Origin of the sequence: Acinetobacter sp. 742879, from assembly GCF_000588535.1 — a bacterium.
Classification (GTDB): domain Bacteria; phylum Pseudomonadota; class Gammaproteobacteria; order Pseudomonadales; family Moraxellaceae; genus Acinetobacter; species Acinetobacter pittii.
Map to the genome: position 1 here is coordinate 1 of NZ_JFYC01000017.1, position 22,570 is coordinate 22,570.

General features: G+C 37.8%; 22 protein-coding genes. 9 read left to right on the forward strand and 13 right to left on the reverse strand.

The window, feature by feature from the left end; translation table 11 throughout:
- Positions 1 to 34: 34 nt before the first annotated feature.
- Together J690_RS24825 and J690_RS24830 are read right to left on the reverse strand one after the other, a co-directional pair.
- Entirely contained in the window at positions 35 to 904 is an 870-nt protein-coding gene (locus J690_RS24825; RefSeq protein ID WP_106405999.1) for an IS3 family transposase, read from the reverse strand.
- Positions 905 to 909: 5 nt separating this feature from the next.
- Complete coding sequence (locus J690_RS24830; RefSeq protein ID WP_002120495.1) at positions 910 to 1,419, reverse strand: helix-turn-helix domain-containing protein; 510 nt, start codon at positions 1,417 to 1,419, stop codon at positions 910 to 912.
- A gap of 414 nt (positions 1,420 to 1,833) precedes the next feature.
- Between J690_RS24830 and J690_RS20240 the strand changes: the two genes are divergently transcribed.
- Positions 1,834 to 2,385 carry a TetR/AcrR family transcriptional regulator gene (locus J690_RS20240; protein WP_032037918.1) on the forward strand — a complete coding sequence of 184 codons (552 nt, stop codon included), beginning with the start codon at positions 1,834 to 1,836 and terminating at the stop codon, positions 2,383 to 2,385.
- A gap of 131 nt (positions 2,386 to 2,516) precedes the next feature.
- Here J690_RS20240 and J690_RS20245 read toward each other — a convergent pair whose 3' ends face one another.
- Entirely contained in the window at positions 2,517 to 2,987 is a 471-nt protein-coding gene (locus J690_RS20245; RefSeq protein WP_000735016.1) for a hypothetical protein, read from the reverse strand.
- A gap of 300 nt (positions 2,988 to 3,287) precedes the next feature.
- Between J690_RS20245 and J690_RS20250 the strand changes: the two genes are divergently transcribed.
- From J690_RS20250 to J690_RS20260, 3 genes are read left to right on the forward strand one after another with little or no spacing between them, the layout of a single operon-like run.
- Complete coding sequence (locus tag J690_RS20250; protein ID WP_016802974.1) at positions 3,288 to 3,959, forward strand: CsgG/HfaB family protein; 672 nt, start codon at positions 3,288 to 3,290, stop codon at positions 3,957 to 3,959.
- Positions 3,960 to 3,976: 17 nt separating this feature from the next.
- Entirely contained in the window at positions 3,977 to 4,345 is a 369-nt protein-coding gene (locus tag J690_RS20255; RefSeq protein ID WP_005070471.1) for a DUF4810 domain-containing protein, read from the forward strand.
- A complete protein-coding gene (locus J690_RS20260; RefSeq protein ID WP_025465434.1) occupies positions 4,342 to 5,022 on the forward strand; it encodes a DUF799 domain-containing protein in 681 nt (226 codons plus the stop codon). Before J690_RS20255 ends, J690_RS20260 begins: the two co-directional genes overlap by 4 nt.
- A 157-nt stretch (positions 5,023 to 5,179) precedes the next feature.
- Here J690_RS20260 and J690_RS20265 read toward each other — a convergent pair whose 3' ends face one another.
- The 9 genes from J690_RS20265 to J690_RS20305 form a co-directional block, all read right to left on the reverse strand.
- Positions 5,180 to 5,539 carry a hypothetical protein gene (locus J690_RS20265; protein WP_002120526.1) on the reverse strand — a complete coding sequence of 120 codons (360 nt, stop codon included), beginning with the start codon at positions 5,537 to 5,539 and terminating at the stop codon, positions 5,180 to 5,182.
- A 377-nt stretch (positions 5,540 to 5,916) separates the two neighbouring features.
- Positions 5,917 to 7,275: an amino acid permease gene (locus J690_RS20270; RefSeq protein WP_081405260.1), complete on the reverse strand. Its 1,359-nt coding sequence runs from the start codon at positions 7,273 to 7,275 to the stop codon at positions 5,917 to 5,919.
- A 146-nt stretch (positions 7,276 to 7,421) separates the two neighbouring features.
- The gene (locus J690_RS20275) at positions 7,422 to 8,867 is read right to left on the reverse strand and encodes an NAD(P)/FAD-dependent oxidoreductase (RefSeq protein WP_032037923.1); all 1,446 of its coding nucleotides are present in this window, start codon (positions 8,865 to 8,867) and stop codon (positions 7,422 to 7,424) included.
- Positions 8,868 to 8,885: 18 nt separating this feature from the next.
- Positions 8,886 to 10,217, reverse strand: a complete 1,332-nt coding sequence (locus tag J690_RS20280) for an APC family permease (RefSeq protein WP_032037926.1) — start codon at positions 10,215 to 10,217, stop codon at positions 8,886 to 8,888.
- 186 nt (positions 10,218 to 10,403) lie between these two features.
- Positions 10,404 to 11,111 carry a cache domain-containing protein gene (locus J690_RS20285; protein WP_032037928.1) on the reverse strand — a complete coding sequence of 236 codons (708 nt, stop codon included), beginning with the start codon at positions 11,109 to 11,111 and terminating at the stop codon, positions 10,404 to 10,406.
- Positions 11,112 to 11,176: 65 nt separating this feature from the next.
- On the reverse strand, positions 11,177 to 11,896 hold the full coding sequence (locus J690_RS20290; RefSeq protein WP_032037930.1) for a FadR/GntR family transcriptional regulator: 720 nt from the start codon (positions 11,894 to 11,896) through the stop codon (positions 11,177 to 11,179).
- A gap of 55 nt (positions 11,897 to 11,951) precedes the next feature.
- Complete coding sequence (locus tag J690_RS20295) at positions 11,952 to 12,722, reverse strand: nuclear transport factor 2 family protein (protein ID WP_032037932.1); 771 nt, start codon at positions 12,720 to 12,722, stop codon at positions 11,952 to 11,954.
- 28 nt (positions 12,723 to 12,750) lie between these two features.
- Positions 12,751 to 14,181, reverse strand: a complete 1,431-nt coding sequence (locus J690_RS20300; protein WP_002120548.1) for a gamma-aminobutyraldehyde dehydrogenase — start codon at positions 14,179 to 14,181, stop codon at positions 12,751 to 12,753.
- A 327-nt stretch (positions 14,182 to 14,508) separates the two neighbouring features.
- On the reverse strand, positions 14,509 to 14,931 hold the full coding sequence (locus tag J690_RS20305) for an Lrp/AsnC family transcriptional regulator (RefSeq protein WP_002001056.1): 423 nt from the start codon (positions 14,929 to 14,931) through the stop codon (positions 14,509 to 14,511).
- Between the two features lie 135 nt (positions 14,932 to 15,066).
- Here J690_RS20305 and J690_RS20310 point away from each other — a divergent pair, with 135 nt between their 5' ends.
- From J690_RS20310 to J690_RS20325, 4 genes are all read left to right on the forward strand, one after another.
- Positions 15,067 to 16,302 carry an aspartate aminotransferase family protein gene (locus J690_RS20310; protein WP_032037934.1) on the forward strand — a complete coding sequence of 412 codons (1,236 nt, stop codon included), beginning with the start codon at positions 15,067 to 15,069 and terminating at the stop codon, positions 16,300 to 16,302.
- Complete coding sequence (astA, locus tag J690_RS20315; protein WP_032037936.1) at positions 16,299 to 17,393, forward strand: arginine N-succinyltransferase; 1,095 nt, start codon at positions 16,299 to 16,301, stop codon at positions 17,391 to 17,393. Before J690_RS20310 ends, astA begins: the two co-directional genes overlap by 4 nt.
- Positions 17,394 to 17,791: 398 nt before the next feature.
- On the forward strand, positions 17,792 to 19,255 hold the full coding sequence (locus J690_RS20320) for an amino acid permease (RefSeq protein WP_032037939.1): 1,464 nt from the start codon (positions 17,792 to 17,794) through the stop codon (positions 19,253 to 19,255).
- A gap of 236 nt (positions 19,256 to 19,491) precedes the next feature.
- Positions 19,492 to 19,857 (forward strand): hypothetical protein, encoded by a 366-nt coding sequence (locus J690_RS20325; protein ID WP_032037940.1) that lies wholly within the window; start codon positions 19,492 to 19,494, stop codon positions 19,855 to 19,857.
- Positions 19,858 to 19,907: 50 nt separating this feature from the next.
- Here the strand turns inward: J690_RS20325 and J690_RS20330 are convergent, their stop codons facing one another.
- Positions 19,908 to 21,368 carry a coniferyl aldehyde dehydrogenase gene (locus J690_RS20330; RefSeq protein ID WP_032037942.1) on the reverse strand — a complete coding sequence of 487 codons (1,461 nt, stop codon included), beginning with the start codon at positions 21,366 to 21,368 and terminating at the stop codon, positions 19,908 to 19,910.
- 129 nt (positions 21,369 to 21,497) lie between these two features.
- On the opposite strand from J690_RS20330, the gene J690_RS20335 reads away from it, so the two are divergent.
- Entirely contained in the window at positions 21,498 to 22,568 is a 1,071-nt protein-coding gene (locus J690_RS20335) for an AraC family transcriptional regulator (protein WP_032037944.1), read from the forward strand.
- The last annotated feature ends 2 nt before the right edge of the window (positions 22,569 to 22,570 follow it).

Consider the following 22,570-nt stretch of genomic DNA (forward strand, 5'->3'; position numbering starts at 1 on the left):
GGAATGATCTGACCCCATAAAGTTGGACAGTTAGTTAAGCAGTTTTTAAAAACTGGTTTCTATATTGTACAGGGGATAAACCTTGTAGCTTCACCTTGATTCTCTCATGATTATAATAATGAATGTACTCTCGTATAGTTTTCTCTAACTCATCAGTTGATTGAAATTTTTCACCATGAAAGCACTCCGATTTTAATATTCCAAAGAAGCTTTCTATTACAGCATTATCTAAGCAATTTCCTTTACGAGACATACTTTGAATTAAACCATGTTGCTTTAATTGCTGTTGATAATGAGCCATTTGATATTGCCATCCTTGATCTGAATGGAGAATTGGTTTCTCATGTCGCTTAAGTTTAGCTAAAGCATGAATGAGCATATCTTTCACTAACTCATAATTGAGTTTACGTTGGATCCGGAAGGTAATAATTTCCCCATTAAATAAATCTATAATTGGTGATAGATAAAGTTTTTCACCGTTAACATTAAATTCCGTCACATCAGTTGCCCATTTCTGGTTGGGACGGTTCGCTTTAAATTGCCGTTGCATAATGTTATCGGCCACCATCCCGACACAACCACTTTTATATGAGCGATATTTTAGTGCTCTGATACGTGATTTAAGTCCCATAGTTTTCATAAGACGATATACACATTTATGGTTGATTATTATTCCTGTACTTTTCAGAGCAAGAGTAATTCTACGATAGCCATAGCATCCCTTATGCTTGTGATATATGGACTTGATCTGCTGTTTTAACTCAGTATATTTATCCTTAGAGCGTACAGCTTTCATGTGATAGAAATAAGTACTACGAGCGATCTTGGCAATACTGAGTAAGAGCTTTAATGGATAAATTTGCCTTAATTCTGAAATAACTTGAACACTGTCTGCAGTAGAAATTGAATTTAGGTACGTTGCTTCAGTTTTAAGGCTTTTAGCTTTTTTAAAAAGGCAACCTCTGCTCGTAAAGCGGTCACTTCATCAATGAGCTCCTGCTGAGATTTATCTTTGTCATCTTTTACAGACTTGGTTATTTTAGTTTTATCTTGTTTAAGCATATTGGTATAAATCCTCGTGGTATTAAACCCAGCAATCCCTTCTTTATGATACTGAGCTAGCCACCTTCTTAAAATTGACGTCCCGCTCAGATTTAACCGTCTTCTAACTTCTCTTACCGGTATCTTATCAAGAAGCATTTGTACAGCCTTGATTTTAAATTCGGAAGAGTAGTAGGTTTTTTTAGTTTTAACATTCAGGCCATCTTCACCTTGTGCCTTATAGTTTTCAATCCATAAGCGGATGGTTTGGAGATCTACATTAAATTCTTGTGAAAGGATTTTATATCCTTTACTTCCCTCTAAATAAGCTTGAATGACTTTTAATTTTAACTCTTTTGAATGCTTCGGAATTGGCATAGAGCACACCTCATAAGTTTTAAAAGTCTAACTTATGGGGTGCAGTTCAGAACGGGAGGGGGACACCCACGGGTGTGCTGGATCTATGACCAGTCTGCGAACCCCCTTTCGTTCTGCCACCATAATTTTAATGATTTGGCAGAACTCCCAATAAAAAAGGAGTTGGCTTTGCACATTCATTATTTCTTGGCAGCGGCTGCCAAAAGCTATAACGACACAACTTAAAAATTTAAAGCAGCTTGAACGCCATAAGGTATTCAGGCTTTAAGTCATTTTTACTTAAAACTTAGCAACTACAAAACCTGAGATGTGCCAAGCACCGTCTTACGGCTTTGCTGTGCCTTTTTTTCTCCCAAAAAGGGCACAGGCTTTTTATCTCATTTAGACACAACAAGAATTTATAACGGAAAAACTATGCCAACTTTAGAAATATCTTCCAAAAAATTACAGGTTATTCAAACCGCTATCCAACTTTTTACGACGCATGGATTCCATAATGCAGGCGTAGACCTGATTATTAAAAAATCCAAAATTCAAAAAGCCACGTTTTATAACTACTTTCATTCGAAAGAACGCCTTGTTGAAATGTGCCTAATCTTTCAAAAAAGCCGACTCAAAGAAGAAGTTCTGGCAATTGTCTATTCACATCGCTACCCAACCGCAGCCGATAAACTTAAAGAAATTGTCCGCTTACATGTTGATGTAAATAGCCTTTACCATCTTTTGTTTAAAGCTATTTTTGAACTAAAACTGCTTTACCTAAGGGCTTACCGCATGGCGATTGAATATAGAAAATGGCTACTTAAAGAACTTTTTGATTTGATATTTAGTCTAGCAAGTCGTGGCTTGAAACCTGATGCCGATATGGTTTTAAATCTAATAGATGGTTTGATGTTTGGGTTTTTAAGTACCAATAGTTTGAGTGAGAGGGATGAGGTGTTGGAGCGGTTTTTTAAAATAACTTGATGAATAGTGCTTTGGAACAAGATGCTTTTGAAAAGGTGGTTCAAAAGCATCTTGCTCACTTAGTTTATATGGGTCTGATATTTTAAGCTAAACAAGAATATTGGCTCTTATTTTCAGAGTTTAATTTTGACTTATTGAGACTCATCTAAATCACGTTCGCGGCAGGATAATTCATAGTAATTACCTTTTGGCAGAGAACTAATTTTAAACCCATAGTAAGTGCTATCGGTTTCTATCGGAGCGATATTACATTGATTCTTTTTTGCAAATTTTTCAATTAATTTTAAATTGGTGGTTTGCTTAAATACAGCTCCCCAACCTTCACTCACACAACAGCCCACATATTCAGACATATATTCATCTGAAATAAGCACAACGTTTTGTCCCATAAATTCATAAGGTTTTTTGAGTTTGTATATATCGTTATAGTCTGCTCTTGAAATATTAGGTTTTTTGGCTAGGAAACCTTTTTGTTTAAGAATTTGAAACTTTAAAAAATCTTCAGGACCAGTACCAAGTCCCCGATAAATCGAGCTATTGTCCTCTGCAAAACTATATGAGCTGAAAATGCTAACTAAGCTTAAAAGTAATAATTTTTTCATTTGTAATTTCAGAAGTTGTATTAGGGCATAATTGTTTCATATCTTCTTTAAAGCGTAAAGTAAGTGGCTGATTTTTATATCATAGATAGATTTTTCTATACCACGGCAAACCATGATTAATTTACTAATAATAGGTTTCATATAATTAACTATCTATAGAATAAATTTTTTGCTTCTTTAAAAAATTATTTAAACGAATTAAATAAATTTTTTATTAGAGTCCTAATTTATTCGCTTATTTGATAGTCTTTTTGTATATAATATGTATTCTTTGTATTTATTTATCTTTATAGAGTAAACATGAAAAAAATATTAATCATTACTACTTTGAGTTCTTTCGGTTTAATTGCTTGTTCAACTACTGAAACTTCAAGAACGATACAAAGTCCACAAGTCACTGCTGCTACTGCTACAACAAAATATACCGGAGTAAAAACTCCTATTTCTATTGGTAAGTTTGATAATCGCTCTAGTTATATGCGAGGCGTTTTCTCTGATAATGTCGATCGTTTAGGTGGGCAGGCGAAAACTATTCTTGAAACACATTTACAGCAAACTGGCTATTTTTCAGTTTTAAACCGTGACAATCTATCAGAAATTAAACAAGAAGTAGGTTATAGCAATACGAGCCAATCTATTAAAGGTGCTCGCTACGTTATTACTGGTGATGTCTCTGAATTTGGTCGTAAAGAAGTAGGCGATCAACAGTTATTTGGTATTTTAGGACGTGGTAAACAACAAGTTGCTTATGCCAAAGTTAATTTAAATATTGTTGATGTAAAAACATCAGAAGTTGTGCATTCGGTACAAGGTGCTGGTGAATATGCATTAGGCGCACGTGAAGTTTTAGGCTTTGGTACTACAGCTTCTTATGATTCGACTTTAAATGGCAAAGTACTTGATTTAGCTGTTCGTGAAGCAGTTAATAATCTTGTAACAGATATTCAAAATAACCGTTGGTCAATTCAATAATTTTGGATATGTGTTAAATGAAAAAAATTCTTTTAAGCAGTTTTCTTGCTATGGGATTGGTTGGGTGTGCCGCTGGTCCTCAACCTTTATATAATTGGGGAACTTATACTCATCAAACCTATTTGATGTATAACTCACCTGAGAAAGCGACACCAAGTACGCAAATCACAAAATTAGAAGCTGAAATTGAGAAAACTAAAGGCAAGGGCTTAGCCGTTCCGCCAGGTTTATATGCGCATTTAGGATTATTGTATTTACAAGAGAATAATTCTCAAAAAGCAATTGAGTATTTCCAGCTTGAACGACAAGTATATCCAGAATCTACAGTTTTAATGGATCGCTTATTGCAAAAAATGAATGCTAATGGTGGGAATGCAAAATCATGATGAAGAAATTTCTAATTGCTGGTTTGGTTATCTCTAGCCTTGCATTTACTGGATGTGCCGTTACTCCACCACCTAATAAAGATATTACAGCTTATAAAGCTCATATGCCAAAATCGATTTTGGTATTGCCTCCAGTCAATGATTCGCCTGATGTAAAAGCGACTTATAGTTATTGGCCTACTGTGGTGGCACCTGTGGCAGAAGCTGGTTATTACGTTTTCCCAATCTCTGTCGTAGACAATATGTTTAAAGAGAATGGGGTTACTAATGGCAGTGATGCTCAGTCTATTGCACCCCAGAAATTACAAGAGATTTTTGGTGCAGACGCAGCTTTATATATTCGAATTAAAGAATATGGTTCTAAATACCAAGTGATTCAGAGTGTCGCGACAGTAAGTGCTGATGCAAAGCTTGTTGATTTAAAAACTGGAGATGTGATTTGGACAGGTGAGAAAAAACTTGTTCAAGCAAGTAATGATGGTAATGCGGGTTTAATCGGAATGGTCGTCGGTGCTTTAGTTGAACAGATTGCTGGCAGCTTTACTGATCGGGCTTACCCATTAGCGAGTATGGTAAATACTCAACTTTTTACCCCGACGACTTATAATCCGGGTATGGGGTTGTTATATGGTCCACGTTCACCAAAATATCAACAAGATGGAGTAGTAGCTAAGTAAATTAAAGTCTTAACTAAAGTTTTACTTTATTAAAAATAGGCTGCAATCTAGTTTAATTATATGAAATGCTAGATAAAAATTTATTATTCCAGATAGTTTATAAATTTTTTGATTAGGTAGGAGAGCTAGAGTAACTAGTTCTCCTATTTAATTTAAATTACTTCTTTTGCTTAAAACGGTATTTACATTTTAGACAGCGATAATCTTGAAAAATATTCTTGTCGATTATTACGCCAGCTTTCTTACCAAAAATATTACCAACTACACCGCCAGTAATTCCTGCACTAATGGCACCAACAAAAGTCCCTACAGTTCCGCCAACAATTACACCTAAAGGACCAGCAACAGTACCAATAGCTGCTCCAACAGTAGCACCAGTCGCAGCGCCACCTACAGTGCCTGCCGTTGTACCGGCAGCTGTGAGTAAAACACCGCCAGTTGTTCTAAGTAATTTGTCATGGTCACGTGCTTCAATTTCTGTAGAACCACACTTAGGACATTGCAGAGCTTTTTCCATAAAATTTCCTGTCTTTCATCATTGAGTGACACAGTTGACGGCTAAATCAGTGCAGTGGGTAAAGAACCTGTCTTGCGATGCAGTATCTTTTGCCTATTGAGTGATCGTAACGATAAACTGGTCTGCTTTGATTTTAGCTGAACATTGACACAAATATTTATAGATCATGTAAACACTTGTACTTTAATAATTATCTCATTAAATACCAATGTTTAGAATGACTAAGGCTTACATATCCATGTGTCTAGTAGAGAACAATTTAATAATGATGAATAGAATGTGAATGGTTTTTTGAGTAGATTTTCTGAAATTACTTAGGGTGACAAGCTATTCAATTATAAAAGGCTTATCCTGTTTGAATAAGCCTTCTTTAAAGATTAGATTGATTTTTTCCAACTCAAAAATTTATATAATCCAAACATGAATGTAATCCAGATTGGAATTAAAATCACAGATTTTTCAAACCCTTTTGTCCACATGATATATAAAATCATGCCAATAAAAATCAAAACGATATAGTTACTTAATGGTGAAAATAGAGCAGGGAACTTGGCAACTTTGTCTTCAAGTTTCATGGCACGTTTAAACTTTAAATGAGTAAAGCTAATAATTGCCCAGTTTAAAACCAGTGCAGCCACGGCCATGTACATGAGATAGCTTAAAGCTTCTTCTGGGATAAAGTAGTTCAGTAATACACAACCAAAAATCAGAATAGAAGAAAAGATAACAGCAGGTGTTGGAACACCTTGTTTACTGACTTTTGTAAAAATTTTGGATGCGTGACCTTGTACAGCGAGTCCATACAACATACGACTGTTTGCATACATACCGCTGTTATAAACCGACAGTGCAGCCGTCAAAATAATAAAGTTAAGCAAATGCGCTGCCCAGCCAATACCAAGCTGGCTAAAAATCATCACAAATGGACTTTTATCTAAACCACCGAGGTCAAGCTGATTCCACGGAATAAGCGACATGATGATAGCAAGCGAAGCCACATAGAAAATCAAGATTCGAAAGATGACTTGGTTAATGGCTTGTGGAATACTTTTTTCTGGATTTTCAGCTTCAGCAGCAGTCATTCCAATCAGTTCAATACCACCAAATGCAAACATTAAAAAGGCGAGCATATAAAATAGGCCCGAGAACCCATGAGGAAAAAATCCGCCATGCTGCCATAAGTTTGCAAAGCTAGCGATAGAGTCACTACCCGCGGTAAGCAATAAATATAAGCCAAACACGATCATGGCAATGACCGCCGCAACTTTAATAATAGCTAACCAAAACTCAGATTCGCCATAAAATTTAACGTTGCCTAAGTTCAAACATGTGACCAAAACAAAGAAAAATAAGGCTGATATCCAAGCAGGAATGTGGGGCCACCAGTAATGCACATATTTAGCAACTGCTGTCAGTTCGGTCATCGCGACCAGAATATAAACAACCCAATAGTTCCAGCCCGATAAAAAACCGGGGAATTTCCCCCAATATTTTTGTGCAAAGTAACTAAAGGAACCGACCACAGGTTCTTCTACGATCATTTCACCCATTTGGCGCATAATTAAAAATGCGACCAAACCGACAATGGCATAACCTAAAATAATAGAAGGACCAGCAGACTGGATGACTTGTGCAGAGCCTAAAAATAAACCTGTCCCGACAGCACCACCCATAGCGATCAACTGGATATGGCGATTTTTAAGTCCGCGTTTTAATTGGGAAGATGAATTGCTCAAAATATATGCGCTGAATAAAAAAGCTGGCGCTATTGTAATAGATTGGTTAGGGATAACCTAGTTTGAAAAGGATTTTACTCAGCTAAATAAAAAGGATCCGTAAAAAGCTATACGGATCCCTTTTTGAAAATTAGTTATCTTATAAATTAGAAAGATACCATTTTGCCCGGGTTAATCATTGCACCGATGCCATACATGCTTTTAGCGAGTGGAATAACAACGGGAGCAAGGGTACGACCAAACATAATATTTTGATGATCAATTTTAGATAACATTTCGAAGTCATTAGATTGCCCAACAAAGTCATTTGCAATGGCTTTACCAATGCGTACCGTCTGAGCAACGCCGTGACCACTCCAGCCGTGAACAGCATAGATTGGGAACTTATTACCAAACTTACGGCTATCGACTGCACCATTTACGGTTAAATCGGTCGTGCCACTCCAGACAAAATCCATCTCTAGATTTTTAATTTGAGGGAAAACAGTGTGAATTCGATGCTCTAGATAATTTAATGTTTTCTCTGGACCCCAGCATGTGCCAGTGCCTTGGCCACCAAACAATAAGCGGTTATTAAATACGGGGCGATAGTAATCAATCTGGAACTGAGTATCATAAACTGGATGCCCAAATGGCAGTAGCTCTTTAGTATCAAGCTCTAGCGGGGCAGTCGTCGCAACATAAGTATAAAACGGAATAGTGGTATTGTTTTGCTCTGATAAAAGTTTAAACGAAGCGTGGTGTACTGCTAACACTACAGACTTTTTAGCTTTCACGACAGCATTTGCTGTTTGAACATAAATACCATCTGCTTTTTCTTCTATTGAAATGACTTCTGTTTGTTCATAAACAGTACCGTCATTTTGGCAAAAGCCATAAATTAAGCCACGGTTTAAAGCTAAAGGATGAATTTGTCCACCTAACTCATCAATTAAACCACCTGTATAGTAGTCAGATTTAATATAGTCCATGAGTTCATGTTTACCCACAATGCGGGTATGGTCTTCACCTAAATATTTTCGTGCATCGGCGCCTTGCGTTAAACCAACTAAATGTCCTTCATGAACGGCGGCAGTAATGTGGCCGTATTTGCGGTCAAAGTTGAGTTGGTATTTTTCCGAGATGTCATCAATCAGTTGCATCGCTTCTGTAGAGGTAAAATGCCAGAGTTTTTTGGCATCTTCATAACTCAAGCGATCGGCCATTTCTTGAGCTTCCCAGCGAGCTAAACCAGGGGTGAGTTGTCCGCCATTGCGTCCAGAAGCTGCGCTACCAATGCGATTTTTTTCTAATAAAACAGTCTCTACGCCTTGTTCAGCTAAATGTAAGGCCGTAGATGAACCCAATAAACCACCGCCAATAACCACCACATCGCATTCAATATCAGCTTTTAAGCTGTCAAAGGTATGCCAATCAGAAAGTGAGCTTTCATAATAGTTTGCAGGGTTATCTACCGAGGTGCCTTCTACAGTAGTTGAGTCAAATTTTGCATGTTTCGGCTTTAACCAGCTCCACTCTTTACCCACTTGTAGAGATTTACTTGGTTTATATTCCACGTCTTTTAAAAGTTGAGGTTTAGAAATAATTTTCATAATAAAGTTCCTTAAAAATTAATAAGCATTACTAATAGCAATACTTTGTTTTTTAATCGTTTTATAGATAAATAGGAGAACACCCAAAGCTAACCAGAAACAACCAAACATGAGTGAAGATGAATCGAGATTAAGCCAGAGGCAAATAATGCTAAAGACTGATATAAGCGGTAAAAACAGGTTTAGAAATTTGTTTTTAAACCCTGAACGCTGTTTATCTTTAATATAAAACTTCATAAAAACTGAGAAATTTACGGCTGTAAAAGCGACTAGAGCACCAAAGCTGATTAGGCTGACGACTTGGGCTAAATCTAGAAAAACCGCTGACATTGAAATAAGACCAACAAACAAAACCGAGAAAAACGGTGTACCTAATGAAATATGAATTGTCCCAAAATACTTTTTAGGGAAAATATTATCGGTACCCATTATATACAGTAAACGCGAAGCGCTGGCATGTGAGGCAAGGCCAGAGGCGACTGTGTTCATAATTTGCCCGCACAAGAATACGGATTGGAAAAAAGCACCACCCACATACAGTACAATCTCAGGCAACGCTTCAGATGGATGCTGAAAGCGTAGATTGTTTGGAAAATAAAGCTGAATAAACCAAGCGGCTGTGAAGAAAATCAGCCCGCCAGCGAGAGTCGTTAACATGACTGCACGAGGAATATTCTTGGTGGGTTGCTTGGTTTCATTAGAAAGCGTGGTAACCGCATCAAAGCCCAAAAATGAAAAGCACAAAACTGAGGCACCCGCAACGAGAGGGAGTAAAGATTGGTGCTCATGCCAGAGTGGCGCCAATGTAAGCACATGCTCATAACCTTGAGTCGAGCCAATACCCTTAATCACTAAATAAACAAAAATGACCATGAGTATGATCGGTGCAAACACAAACAACAGGCTTAAATTGGCGAGTAACCGAATGCGGAAACAGTTTACTAAAGTGACTAGGCTTGCCGACACAATTACCCAGAACCAGTAAGGCAGACTTGGAATAAGGGCTGTGAGATAAATTGCGGCTAGCAAAACATTAATGAGAGGTAATAACAAATAGTCGAGTAGAGAGCACCAACCGACAAAAAAGCCACTTTTAGGCCCTAAACTTTCAGCTGTATAACTATATGCCGAGCCTGATTTTTCAGAATTTTTACTGAATCTTGCATAGCTCCAAGCGGTGAGTAGCATGGCGCCAAGTGCGAGCAAATATGCCAGTGGCACATGTCCATTGGTAATGCCAGAGACAATACCGAAAGTGTCAAACACCGTCATAGGGGTCATGTAGGCAATACCAATAATCGTGACTTGCCAAAGAGACAGTTTTTTTAAGGAAGACGTTTTATTTTCCATGTCATTTCAACCTCAAATTCGTTGTTTTGCTTTTCATCCGGAAAAGCGATGCTATTTTTGAGCCAAAACTTCCCCTAGACTTGAATAAACACGTCTATTTGGAGAAAGTTTGTACAAAAGTTGGTGGCTGTTTCGCCTTGGTGATGCCCTAAAGCAAGATCAAATACTTATATCTTTGATATAACTCTAGATCACGACCAATTGAAAAGATTGACACGGTCGTGCCAGAAACTGCTCGGGGCTTTGACCTTTAAATAATGTGCCTGTTCTGATGGTGATATCATTTGAAGTAATCACTCGAGAAGAGTCGTTAATTACAATTGCTTTTTGTTTAATGTTTTTAAGCTTCGGCATAAGAATTTTTTCGAGTGCGGAAACTAAAATATCGGTGGCAATCACACCGATAAATTGATCACGAATCATGACTGGATGGGCAAGGGGGATGGTGTATGCGCCATTGCAAATATAGTCGACATATGGCCCATGGATGCACGGACTTTTATTTTGAGCAGGTTTATGGAACCATTCAAAAGAGCGGAAATCTAAAAATCGCTGAGCATTTTGATAGTTTTCAAGCTTGGCTTGTTGCAACTGATCTTCTTTTTTATACCACCATTCGAGTGTCCAATAATCTTGCTCTTCTTGCGTTGCAGGGCTATAACTTGCAAAACCAATGCCTTGACTGTAATGGCTTTCCTGTAATGCCTTTTTAATTTCCTTTTGCAAAGCTGTGCGTTCTGAACCTGAAAGCTTAACGTCTTTTGTTTTTTCAGGTTCATGTTTCGAAAGAATTTTGCTCGCTTTAGTTGCCAGCTTTTCTGTAATGGCTGTCGTTTCTTCAACCACCGTCTTTAACAAATTTTGAAGCTCTTCTATATCTAAATGTTGGGTCATTCCTATAACTCCTAAAATTCCGTATTTCTCACTCGATATTTTATAAGTGCTCTACTTTATTGTTTTTATTCAATAGATAACTTATATCGAAGCATTTGGTCTGTTAGCATCGAAATGATTTTTCGCGCTTGAATAACAGCATCATCTTCATTGCCTTGAACAAAAGATGATAAAAGTTGGTGGTATTGAGCGACGACCAGTTGATGAAATTGATCATCTTGGTAAAGCACAGCAATGAGCGGTGCCCATTCGGCTTGTATGGTTAACTCTTGATTTGCCAGTCGAGCTGATTGAGCAAAAGAGGTAAGTGTTAACAAACAACGTAAATCAAGTTGGGCACGTGTGTCTGCTTCAACGGCCTGTTCAAATTGATCAATAAGTTCTTTAATTTTGCTCAGTTCATATTCAGTGGTTCTTTGTGCTGCCAAATATGCACCATGACTTAAAATTGCACTATGAAACTCGCCTAAATCAGCCAGATATTCATTGGAAGCTTGACGCAGAGGGTGCTTATTTAAGAGTAAATCGGAAGGCAACTCACAAACAAAGCTTCCGCCGTTTCGCCCACGTCGTGTATCAATCAAACCTTTTACGCGTAAAGTATTTAAAGCTTCACGGACCGTAATGGGTGACACTCCCATTAAGCGAGCTAGATCCGCCTCGTTAGGAAGCTGTTCATTGCTTTTGAGCAATCCAGAGATAATTGCATTTTCCAAGCGTTCCACAACTTGTTCCGATCGAGTTGCCTGAGCGATAGGTGCAAAAATTATCGTATATGCTGACATGGCGAATTCTCTAAAAGCTAAGTCAGAGACTTAGCTTAATGAAACGGATAAATGATTAAAACACGCCATATTGATGGACTGCCTGTTCATCTTCAGGCACAGCTGGTATTGCATCCCAAAGTTCAACAATTTTGCCATTATCTACACGCCATAATTCAAAATAGGCATGTCGATTTCCGGCAATACTTCCTTCGGAATGTGTCAACACAAATTGACCATCAGCAATGGAGCGATGCGTTTTGGAGTATACCAAACCTTGTCCTTCATTACGGATATTGTTCAAAAAATCAATGACTGCTTTAACACCATCGCCAATGTCCGGACTATGTTGAATGAACTGATCGTTGTGAGTGTATTCTTTAAATGCTTCGTAATTGCCATCAATTAATGACTTTTTAAAGAAAGAGGTCACAATCTCACGGTTTTTCTCTGGGTCATGGTGAGTTACGATTTCGGTTGGGCCATCTAATTGTGTTCTACCACTCACATTTGGTGCGGCTTCTGCCACAAGACCGTCCCAATGTTCCACAATTTTGCCATCTTTCACTCGGTAAATATCAAACCCAACCAATGGGTTCTCATCTAAGCCTTGAAAGCGGCCATGAATTGCAACCAAGTCACCATCTGCCAATACACGCACAGCTTCATGTTGCATGTCAGGACAGTCTTCTACCAATTGGCGAAGGCCCGAAATGCCATTTGCAACGAGTGGTGAGTGCTCTATAAAGTCTTCAGAAAAATAACGGTCTAAAGCAGTGGTGTCGTGCAAATTAAATAGCTCATGATGGGCTTTAGTCACCAAGTCTTTCATTTCTTGCTTATTCATTTTGATCTCCTTTCAAAACGCATTGTTATTATTCGTTTGAACTCATCACATGTTTAACACGGGTATATTCTTCAAACCCGTAACCAGATAAATCTTTACCATATCCTGACTTTTTGAAACCGCCGTGTGGCATTTCTGCGGTTAAAGGAATATGGGTATTAATCCAAACTGTACCGAAATCAAGTTCACGAGAAAGACGAGTGGCGCGGGCATGGTCTTTAGTCCAAACACTTGAAGCTAGGCCATATTCAACATCGTTGGCTTTTTCAATCGCATCATTTTCATCTGTAAATTTTTGAACGGTAATCACTGGTCCAAAAATTTCATTTTGAATGGCTTCGTCGTGTTGTTTTAAGCCACTAATAACAGTTGGTTCAAAATAGAAGCCTGGACGGTCTGCCTGTTTTCCACCTGTTTCAACTTTGGCGTGAGCAGGTAAGTTGTCGATAAACGCTTTAACGTTTTTCAATTGGTTAGCATTGTTAAGTGGGCCATAAAGCGCGTCTTGATCATCGGGTTCACCAAAACGGGTATTTTTTGCAGCTTCAACTAACTTACTTAAAAATTCATCATGAACAGATTCAGCCACAATTACACGCGTTGCTGCAGTACAGTCTTGCCCTGCGTTGAAATAGCCTGTTAAAGCAATCATTTCAACTGCTTTGTCTAGGTCAGCATCTTCAAAAACCACTACAGGTGCTTTACCACCAAGCTCAAGATGCGCTTTCGCTAGATTTGCTGCGGCAGAAGCTGCAACTTGTAATCCCGCACGAACTGAGCCTGTAATCGAAACGAGTGCAGGGGTCTTATGTGATACAACTTTTGAACCCACCTGAGCTTGGCCTAACACTACGTTAAATGCACCTTTAGGGAAAAATGGTGCAGCAATTTCAGCAAGTAAAAGCGTACTTTCCGGCGTTGTATCACTTGGTTTAAGTACCACGGTATTACCTGCGGCTAAAGCTGGAGCAATTTTCCAAACAGCCATCATGAGTGGATAGTTCCAAGGTGTAACTTGCCCAACTACACCGACAGGTTCACGGCGAATAGAAGAGGTTAAACCTTCTAAATATTCACCTGAAGCTGTGCCATTGAGTAAACGGGCAGCACCTGCAAAGAAACGAACCTGATCTGCTGATGCACCTACTTCTTCAGATGCAATTAAGTGTTTTAACTGACCCGTATTACGACTTTGTGCTTCAATTAAACGATCAGCATTTGCTTCAATAGCATCTGCCAAGTTAAGTAATGCTTTTTGACGAGTCGAAGGTGTACTACGTCCCCAAATTTTAAACGCTTCTTTTGCAGCAGCATAAGCTGCATCAACTTCTGCCTCGGTCGCATTCGGTGATTGCGCATAAACTTCACCAGTGACTGGGCTTACCAAGTCGAAGTAATCATTTCCTTTGCTAGCAACATATTCGCCGTTAATAAAGTGTTGTAGTTGAGTTTTAGCCATTTTTTATACCTTGTCCTTAGGTTTTAACATATAACATATAATACTATATGTATTATGTTTTAAATTTTCTGTCAAATGCTTTGATGAGAGGAGTGAGTGAAAAAAGTGAAAATTTAAATCAAATTGGATTTTAAGTTTTTGATTTGATTGTTTAAAAAATATTAAAAATTTATTGAAGATTTTTAGGAGAGGTTGATTGTCGTACTAGTTCAGTAGATTTGATGAAAGATAATTGAATAATTTTCTAATCGAGAGCAGCTTGAGGAGCCAAGATTTAACTTAGCTCATCAATTTCGAGTTCTTATTTATTGAAATTAAATTGAATGATTAGGTCTTATGACTCGCAAGCAGAATGCTAGTTTCACTGTTATAAATACCTGAAATATTCCTGATTCTTTCTAAAACTTTGTCGAAGTTTTCTAAAGTATCAGAACGTAGCTCGACCAAAATGTCCCATTTGCCATTCGTTTTATGTAAACATTCCACGGCACTTTCTAGGCGTAGTTCTTTAATCACAGACTGCGCTTTGGTGCCTTCGACCATAATGCTCATCCATGCACGGATGACGTTGCGTTCAGCATTCGGTTTAAACCGTACCGTATATCCGGTAATAATGCCCGAAGACTCCAGATACTCCATTCTCTTCTTGATAGTTGCTCTTGAAACGTGAACTTTTTCGGCTAACTCGGTAACAGACATCCGTGCGTTATCTTTAAGTAAACCTAAAATAATTTGATCAATGTTATCCATATTGTAATTGTCAATTATCAAATTGGTAAAAATTAATTCATTTTTGACTGAATTACAAATTTTGTGAATCAATTTGATTTTGAATAATAGGGGCATCGGTTAAGCCTAATAATTCAATTTAATGGACTAGATAAGATGAATAATTTTGCAGTTTCTCGTAATGACTTTAACGAGTGGATGGTTCCAGTTTTTGCACCGGCAAATTTCATTCCGGTACGTGGTGAAGGTTCACGTATTTGGGATCAAGAAAATAAAGAATATATCGATTTTGCAGGCGGGATTGCAGTAAACGCATTAGGTCATGCGCATCCAGTGGCAGTAAATGCTTTAACAGAACAAGCAACAAAACTTTGGCATGTAGGCAATGGTTATACAAATGAACCCGTTCTACGCCTTGCAAAACAACTCACTGAAAATACATTTGCAGATAAAGTATTCTTCTGTAACTCAGGTGCAGAAGCCAATGAAGCTGCATTAAAACTAGCTCGTAAAGTTGGACTCGACAGTGGTGTTGCTGGCAAAAGTGGTATTGTGGCATTTAACAATGCGTTCCACGGCCGTACCTTATTTACCGTTTCGGCGGGAGGTCAACCTAAATATTCACAAGACTTTGCACCTCTTCCAAATGGTATCAACCATGTTGCCTTTAATGATTTAGAAGCTGCAAAAGCGGTCATTAATGAACAAACTTGTGCCGTGATTGTTGAGCCGATCCAAGGTGAAGGCGGCGTTATTCCTGCTGACATCGAATTTTTAAAAGGCTTAAGAGCACTATGTGATGAGTTCGGTGCCTTACTTATTTTTGATGAAGTACAAACGGGTGTTGGCCGTACAGGTGCACTTTATGCCTACATGAACTCTGGCGTTATTCCAGATGTGTTAACTACTGCAAAAGCACTAGGTGGTGGTTTTCCAGTCGGTGCAATGCTAACAACCGATAAGTTTGCTCCGCATTTTTCTGTCGGTACACATGGTACGACTTATGGTGGTAACCCGTTAGCAAGTGCGGTTGCAGGGGCTGTATTTGAATTTATTAATACGCTTGAAGTGCTGAATGGTGTTAAAGAACGTCATGACTACTATAAAAACGCTTTAAATAAATTAAATGAAAAATATGAAGTCTTTAAAACGATTCGCGGTGAAGGCTTATTGATTGGTTGTGCCTTAAAAGATGAATTCGCTGGTAAAGCAAAAGATATTAATAATCTTGCGGGTGAAGAAGGTTTACTGAGTCTTATTGCAGGTCCGAATGTTGTACGTTTTACACCGTCTTTAATCATTCCATTTGCTGATATTGATGAAGGTTTAAAACGCTTTGAACGTGCGCTTGCTCGCTTTGTAGAAATGCAAAAGGATGAACAAGCAGCATGATGATTATTCGTTACATCGAACCTAAAGATGTTAATGATCTTTACCTGTTGGCAAAAAAAGCGGGTTTTGGTTTGACATCTTTGCAGCCCAATATGGAAAAACTTGCTGCTCGTATTGAGAGGGCGTGTAAGACAGTCACAGGCGAACTCCCAAAGGCAGATCAGGTTTACCTATTTGTTTTAGAAGATACTGAACTCAACAAAGTTGTCGGTGTTTGCGGTATTGAAGTCGCACTTGGTTTAAAAGAGCCTTGGTATAACTTCCATGTAGGAACACAAGTTCATGCATCTGAACCGTTAAGTGTTTATAACGCTTTACCGACTTTGTATTTGAGTAATGACCATACCAACTGTAGTGAACTTTGTACTTTATTTTTAGATCCTGACTATCGCTTGAATAAAAATGGCAAATTTTTATCTAAAGTCCGTTTCTTATTTCTTTCAGAATTTCGTCAATATTTTGAAGAAACCATTGTTGCCGAAATGCGCGGATACTCTGATGAAAATGGACAATCACCATTTTGGAATGCGGTAGGTCACAAGTTTTTTAATATTGAATTTACCAAGGCCGATTATTTGAGTGGAGTCGGGCAAAAGGCTTTTATTGCTGAGCTGATGCCAAGACATCCACTCTATGTCGATATGCTACCTGATGATGCTAAAGCCGCGATTGGTATTGTTCACCCAAATACTCGACCAGCCTACAATCTCTTGCTTGAAGAAGGACTGCGCTATAAAGGCTATGTCGATATTTTTGATGGCGGTGCAACGCTGCAAGCAGATATCGAAAATTTACGGGCAATTAAAGAAAGTCAGTCTGTAACGGTTCAAATTGAACAACCTGAAAATATCGCTGTAGGGGATGAAGCTTACATTGTGGCTAATGATGACTATGAAAATTATCGCGCCATTCTTGTGTATAGCCAACCTCATCAGAACATATTGCAGTTAACAAAAGAACAGGCAAACCAATTGAATGTTGAAAATGGCTCTTTAGTTCGGGTGCTAAGTGTTCATGTTAAACAAGTTTCGAGTCCAGAAGTGGTCAATAAACTCAAAGCCACTGAACATTTTCGAATGGCTGTTAATTAAGCGGAAATTACTACACATTTCACCAAATTTAAGAAGGAATACTATATTATCGCTAGCGCAAGATGGGTATATGGATAAATACAATCTTGCTCGCTGAGCTAAGATTAATTAGCCTGTTTTTCTTTATAAAAGTTAAATCAATAAAATATTTAATTAGTTTATATATTTTAAATGTTTATCGAAATTATATTTTGGAAATCAGGCTAATATAATAATGAAGGAAAGGAATGGTGAATAATTTTTATTGTTATAGGTGATGGCTTTTAAAAAGGAATTTATAAGGTCTTAAGTGATTTAATAATATTTTAGAATGGTTTAATGGACTAAATTAATAATCATATAATTTATTTATTATTAAAGCATTTACGACGGTTGCTATAAATTGGAGTAAATATTACATGAGTAAGAATAACGGAAAGCAGTTCTTGGAAGGAGATCTTCTTGGTAGTCAACATATGACTGAGCAAGAAGAAGAGAAATTGCAGCGCTCATTGACAAATCGTCATATTCAAATGATCGCAATCGGTGGTGCAATTGGTACTGGATTATTTATGGGTTCCGGGAAAACATTAAGTGTTTCGGGTACTTCAATTGTTTTAACCTATTTAATTATTGGTTTCTTCTTTTTCTTCGTGATGCGGGCAATGGGTGAATTGTTGCTTGCCAACACGAATTTTAAAACCTTCGCCGATTTTGCAACAGCTTATCTCGGTCCATGGGCGGGGGTTTTCCTTGGTTGGTCCTATTGGTGTAACTGGATTATTACTGCGATTGCCGATGTAATTGTAATTGGAGGGTACATGCAGTTTTGGTATCCCGATTTACCCGTCTGGATTCCAGCATTTACATCATTGGCCATCTTAACCATACTTAACTTTGTGGCCGTTCGATTGTTCGGTGAACTTGAGTTTTGGTTCTCACTCATCAAAATTACTGCAATTATTCTATTTATTCTGGCTGGTATTTATTTAATTGGGACCGGGTTTACTTCACCAAATGGTGTTAAGGCTTCAATGAGCCATTTGTTTGAAACAGAATCAATGTTTCCTTATGGTGTAACAGGTTTCTTGGCAGGTTTTCAAATTGCCATATTTGCATTTGTGGGTATTGAGCTTGTCGGTACGACTGCTGCTGAAACTAAAGATCCGCATACTTCACTTCCAAAAGCGATTAACTCTATTCCTTTACGTATTTTATTATTCTATGTGGGCGCGTTGGTTTGTATTATTGCAGTCACATCTTGGGCAAAAGTTTCACCAGAAAAGAGCCCATTTGTGGAAATGTTTACTTTGGTCGGGTTACCAATTGCGGCAGGGTTAATCAACTTTGTTGTTGCGACTTCAGCTTTATCTTCTGCAAATAGTGGAATCTTTGCAACTAGCCGAATGTTATACGGTCTAGCGTTAGATAATGATGCGCCTAAAAGCTTTAGTAAACTGTCAAAAAGAAAAGTTCCAATCAGAGGACTCGTATTTTCAATGGCGTGCGTAACGGTTGGAACATCTATTTTATTTATTGTTCCAAATGTCATGACTGCATTTACGATTATCTCAGCGCTGACTTCAATTTTATGTATTTTTACGTTTATGTTGATTGTGCTTTCATATATTTATTATCGTAAGAAAAGCCCTGAATTACATACCCAGTCAAAATATAAAATGCCGGGTGGTTTATTTATGGCATGGATGACCATGTTATTTTTAGTGTTTACTATCGTAATTTTGGCTTTAGACCATGATACTTTAATTGCACTTGAGTGTTCACCAATCTGGTTTATTGGTTTATTTATTGCCTATAAATATAAAAAGAAAAAAATGTTGCAGCTTGATATCTTAAAAGCTCAAAAGGTTGATTATATTTAAGCTAGAAGATGAAATGTTTTTAAAGCTAGGCGTGTGTCTAGCTTTTTTATTTTTAAAATAATAATTTTTAGTTAAGATAATTTGTTTATGGTTCCAACATTTAGTAGTAAACTTACTCAGAAAATTTTTGTAAGGTCTGAAATGTTTTTCAGGATTCTAAATATAGTCATAAATATTAAAATGAATTAAATTGATTTTAAAAATAAAGATTACAAAGTAAAAGGAATAGTAATCCCATGATACTTAAGTGTAATGATAGTGATTTGTACGATTTTACTATTGGGAAAAGATACATCTGTTTTGGGGTGCAATTTAATGAATATCGAAATGAAACAAAAGTATCTGTTCGCCGCGATTCAGATGGTACTCCTGTTATTGTAGAAATTTCTAAATTTGAAATAATTAATCCTAGTATACCTGAAGGTTGGGAAATTTCATTTTATAAGCAGGAAGATACTATAACTACGACTATTGAACCTAAAGAATTTAGTGGAGAATTTTGGGATGACTATCATGATGGGAACCCTAAAATGGAAAAATTATTTGAAGATACTTATTTAAAGATCTGTAAATTTCATAATTTTTCTATTACGTCCGGTTGATTAATTAAAAGCCGATAAAAAAGCCTCATAACGAGGCTTTTTTATACTCTTTATTTAATACTTGGATCGCCTTTTTTTAAGAAAAAGCGAATCGCTAACTTTTGCAGAAATGTTCCATAAGGAGGGTGGAAAAGCTGCGTCGGGAAAAACCGATGACGAATAAATACAGTTTTTGCATGTGAAAGTTCGCGGAAACCTTCCTCACCATGATATGACCCCATGCCCGAGTTGCCGATACCACCGAAAGGAGCGTCATGGTTAACTACATGCCAGCCCCAGTCATTAATGGTCACGCCACCTGAATGAGTTTCACGCAAAATACGATCACGTTCTACTGAACTATGCGTAAAGCAATAAAGCGCTAAAGGCCGTTCGTCCGATTTTACATAGGTAATCGCATCATCTAAAGAATCATAAGCCACCACAGGTAAAATAGGGCCAAAGAGTTCTTCTTTCATAATGCGCATATCTGGTGTGCAATTCAGCACAATCTGTACAGGCATTCTACGGCCTTGTTGGTCAAAGCTGTAAGTGTCACAAGGAACAATACGTGCACCTTTTTCTTGTGCATCGGTCAAACTATCTTGAATACGTTTTAAATGATGGTCATTTACAATCGATGTGTAATTCTCATTGTTTGTGATGTTTTGACCAAACATTTTTATAAAGCTGGATTTTGCTGCATCCACAAACTCATCAATACTTTCTTTAGGAACCAACGCATAGTCAGGTGCTACACAGATTTGACCACTATTAGTTGCTTTGCCATGTGTAATACGTTTTGCCGCATCGGCAAGTGGGTAATTACGGCCTACAATTGCTGGTGATTTACCGCCTAACTCAAGTGTCACAGGCGTTAGATTTTCAGCAGCAGCACGCATGACGACCTTGCCAATGGTCGGGGAACCAGTGAAGACAATGTGGTTAAATGGCAAAGAGGTAAATTTTGCTGGGTCTGTAATTTCTTCACCAAACACGGCTACTTCATCTTCATTAAAGACTTCAGCAAGCATGCGTCGAAGCATTGCATTGGTATTTGGGGTAATTTCAGGTAGCTTAATCATAACTCGGTTGCCTGCAGCTAATGCGGCAATGAGTGGGCCAAGTGCTAAATAAACGGGGAAGTTCCAAGGAACAATAACACCAACCACGCCTTTAGGTTGGTATTGCACGCTTAAACGGTTTGATAAAAATAAAAGTTCTGTACGGCGTTTACTTGGACGCATCCAACGGCGTAAATGATGAATCGCATGATCAGCCTCCAACAGAGAGCCAAGCAAATCTAGTAGTTTAGATTCATCAAGTGATCTTGAACTAAAATCGGAATTAATCGCAGCAGCTAAAGCATCTTGATAACGGATAATTTGTTTTTTAAGTTGATGCAGTTTTGTGCGGCGTGCTTCAAGACTTGGGTAAGGATCTGCTTCAAAATTGGCACGTTGTTTGGAAAAAATAAGTTCCATATGTTCAGTGGCAGAGCCGCTATATTCTTTTAAGGTGGACTGTTCCATTATTATTCCTTCCATACTTTTGCTTATCATACTTTATGCTTGAAGCGTCATATGGTCGATGTTAAATTGAGACAACAAGAGGTAGTTTAGTGCCATTATGCACGTCACTCTAGGGATGGTGTGAATTAAATGCCTAATAATGTTTATAAAAATACAAATGCGGTTATCAAAGGAAATTATGATAATACATCCTTAGGTTCCAATACATATTTGCTGGGTTTGACCAGTTTATTTGATGAAATGGGTTTGCAAGGCCATTCAATATCAGATGTTTTATCTGGCACAAATATTTCGCCAGATGCGATGAATCAATCCTCTTTATATATTTCCCAAGTCCAAAAAATTCAGCTATTTCAAAATATTCAAAAGCTATCACATGATCCACTCATTGGTCTGCGCGCAGGGCAAAAGCAGCGATTGTCAGATTTTGGAGTATATGGCTATGCGTTATATTCCTCACGTAATTTTAGACAAGCAGTCGAGCTTGGCATTCGACACATTAAGCTTGCAGGGCCTATTTTAAAGAAGTCATTTTATATTCGATATGATGTTGCCGTTTTTGAAGGGCAGGACATTATTGCACTGGGTAAGCTTTTACCTTTAGTGTGCGAGTTTTGGTTTAGCTCAATGCAAACTTTAATTGAACGGGTACTTGAAGGACCATTTCAAGCGAAGAAGCTTTTATTACCATACCCAGCGCCTGACTATGCAGAAGAATATGAAAAAGTGTTTCGTTGCCCCGTTCAGTTTAATGCTGGGGTGATGCAATGGCATTTTGATTTAAAGTGGCTCGATGTACCTTGCCCAAATGCCAACCCGATTACAGCCGATATGTGTAAGTCGTTTTGTGAGCGGATGCTAGGTGCTGCTGAACTTGAAGAGCCAGAGTTGGTGAAAACGATTCGTTTAATACTATTGGATGGAACGGGGCTTTTTCCATCAGCTCAAGAAATGGCTAAACGTTTACATATCTCAAAGCGTACTTTACACCGGCGCTTGGCAGGTTTTGATTTAACCTATCAAGAATTGTTAGATGAGACTCGGCGCCGTCTTGCTGATGAATATTTGCGAGAGACAACTTTAACCGTAGATGAAATTGCTGAGAGAATTGGCTTTTCAGATACTTCTAATTTTAGAAAAGCCTATCGCCATTGGACAGGCATTTCACCAAATGAGTATCGAATACAGTACCTAAATTAGAT

What these genes read in the sequence shown, in the direction of transcription:
- J690_RS24830 (WP_002120495.1), bottom strand. Translation starts at nt 1,419, where the DNA reads ATGCCAATTCCGAAGCATTCAAAAGAGTTAAAATTAAAAGTCATTCAA.
- J690_RS20240 (WP_032037918.1), top strand. Translation starts at nt 1,834, where the DNA reads ATGCCAACTTTAGAAATATCTTCCAAAAAATTACAGGTTATTCAAACC.
- J690_RS20245 (WP_000735016.1), bottom strand. Translation starts at nt 2,987, where the DNA reads ATGAAAAAATTATTACTTTTAAGCTTAGTTAGCATTTTCAGCTCATAT.
- J690_RS20250 (WP_016802974.1), top strand. Translation starts at nt 3,288, where the DNA reads ATGAAAAAAATATTAATCATTACTACTTTGAGTTCTTTCGGTTTAATT.
- J690_RS20255 (WP_005070471.1), top strand. Translation starts at nt 3,977, where the DNA reads ATGAAAAAAATTCTTTTAAGCAGTTTTCTTGCTATGGGATTGGTTGGG.
- J690_RS20260 (WP_025465434.1), top strand. Translation starts at nt 4,342, where the DNA reads ATGATGAAGAAATTTCTAATTGCTGGTTTGGTTATCTCTAGCCTTGCA.
- J690_RS20265 (WP_002120526.1), bottom strand. Translation starts at nt 5,539, where the DNA reads ATGGAAAAAGCTCTGCAATGTCCTAAGTGTGGTTCTACAGAAATTGAA.
- J690_RS20275 (WP_032037923.1), bottom strand. Translation starts at nt 8,867, where the DNA reads ATGAAAATTATTTCTAAACCTCAACTTTTAAAAGACGTGGAATATAAA.
- J690_RS20280 (WP_032037926.1), bottom strand. Translation starts at nt 10,217, where the DNA reads ATGGAAAATAAAACGTCTTCCTTAAAAAAACTGTCTCTTTGGCAAGTC.
- J690_RS20285 (WP_032037928.1), bottom strand. Translation starts at nt 11,111, where the DNA reads ATGACCCAACATTTAGATATAGAAGAGCTTCAAAATTTGTTAAAGACG.
- J690_RS20290 (WP_032037930.1), bottom strand. Translation starts at nt 11,896, where the DNA reads ATGTCAGCATATACGATAATTTTTGCACCTATCGCTCAGGCAACTCGA.
- J690_RS20295 (WP_032037932.1), bottom strand. Translation starts at nt 12,722, where the DNA reads ATGAATAAGCAAGAAATGAAAGACTTGGTGACTAAAGCCCATCATGAG.
- J690_RS20300 (WP_002120548.1), bottom strand. Translation starts at nt 14,181, where the DNA reads ATGGCTAAAACTCAACTACAACACTTTATTAACGGCGAATATGTTGCT.
- J690_RS20305 (WP_002001056.1), bottom strand. Translation starts at nt 14,931, where the DNA reads ATGGATAACATTGATCAAATTATTTTAGGTTTACTTAAAGATAACGCA.
- J690_RS20310 (WP_032037934.1), top strand. Translation starts at nt 15,067, where the DNA reads ATGAATAATTTTGCAGTTTCTCGTAATGACTTTAACGAGTGGATGGTT.
- astA (WP_032037936.1), top strand. Translation starts at nt 16,299, where the DNA reads ATGATGATTATTCGTTACATCGAACCTAAAGATGTTAATGATCTTTAC.
- J690_RS20320 (WP_032037939.1), top strand. Translation starts at nt 17,792, where the DNA reads ATGAGTAAGAATAACGGAAAGCAGTTCTTGGAAGGAGATCTTCTTGGT.
- J690_RS20325 (WP_032037940.1), top strand. Translation starts at nt 19,492, where the DNA reads ATGATACTTAAGTGTAATGATAGTGATTTGTACGATTTTACTATTGGG.
- J690_RS20330 (WP_032037942.1), bottom strand. Translation starts at nt 21,368, where the DNA reads ATGGAACAGTCCACCTTAAAAGAATATAGCGGCTCTGCCACTGAACAT.
- J690_RS20335 (WP_032037944.1), top strand. Translation starts at nt 21,498, where the DNA reads ATGCCTAATAATGTTTATAAAAATACAAATGCGGTTATCAAAGGAAAT.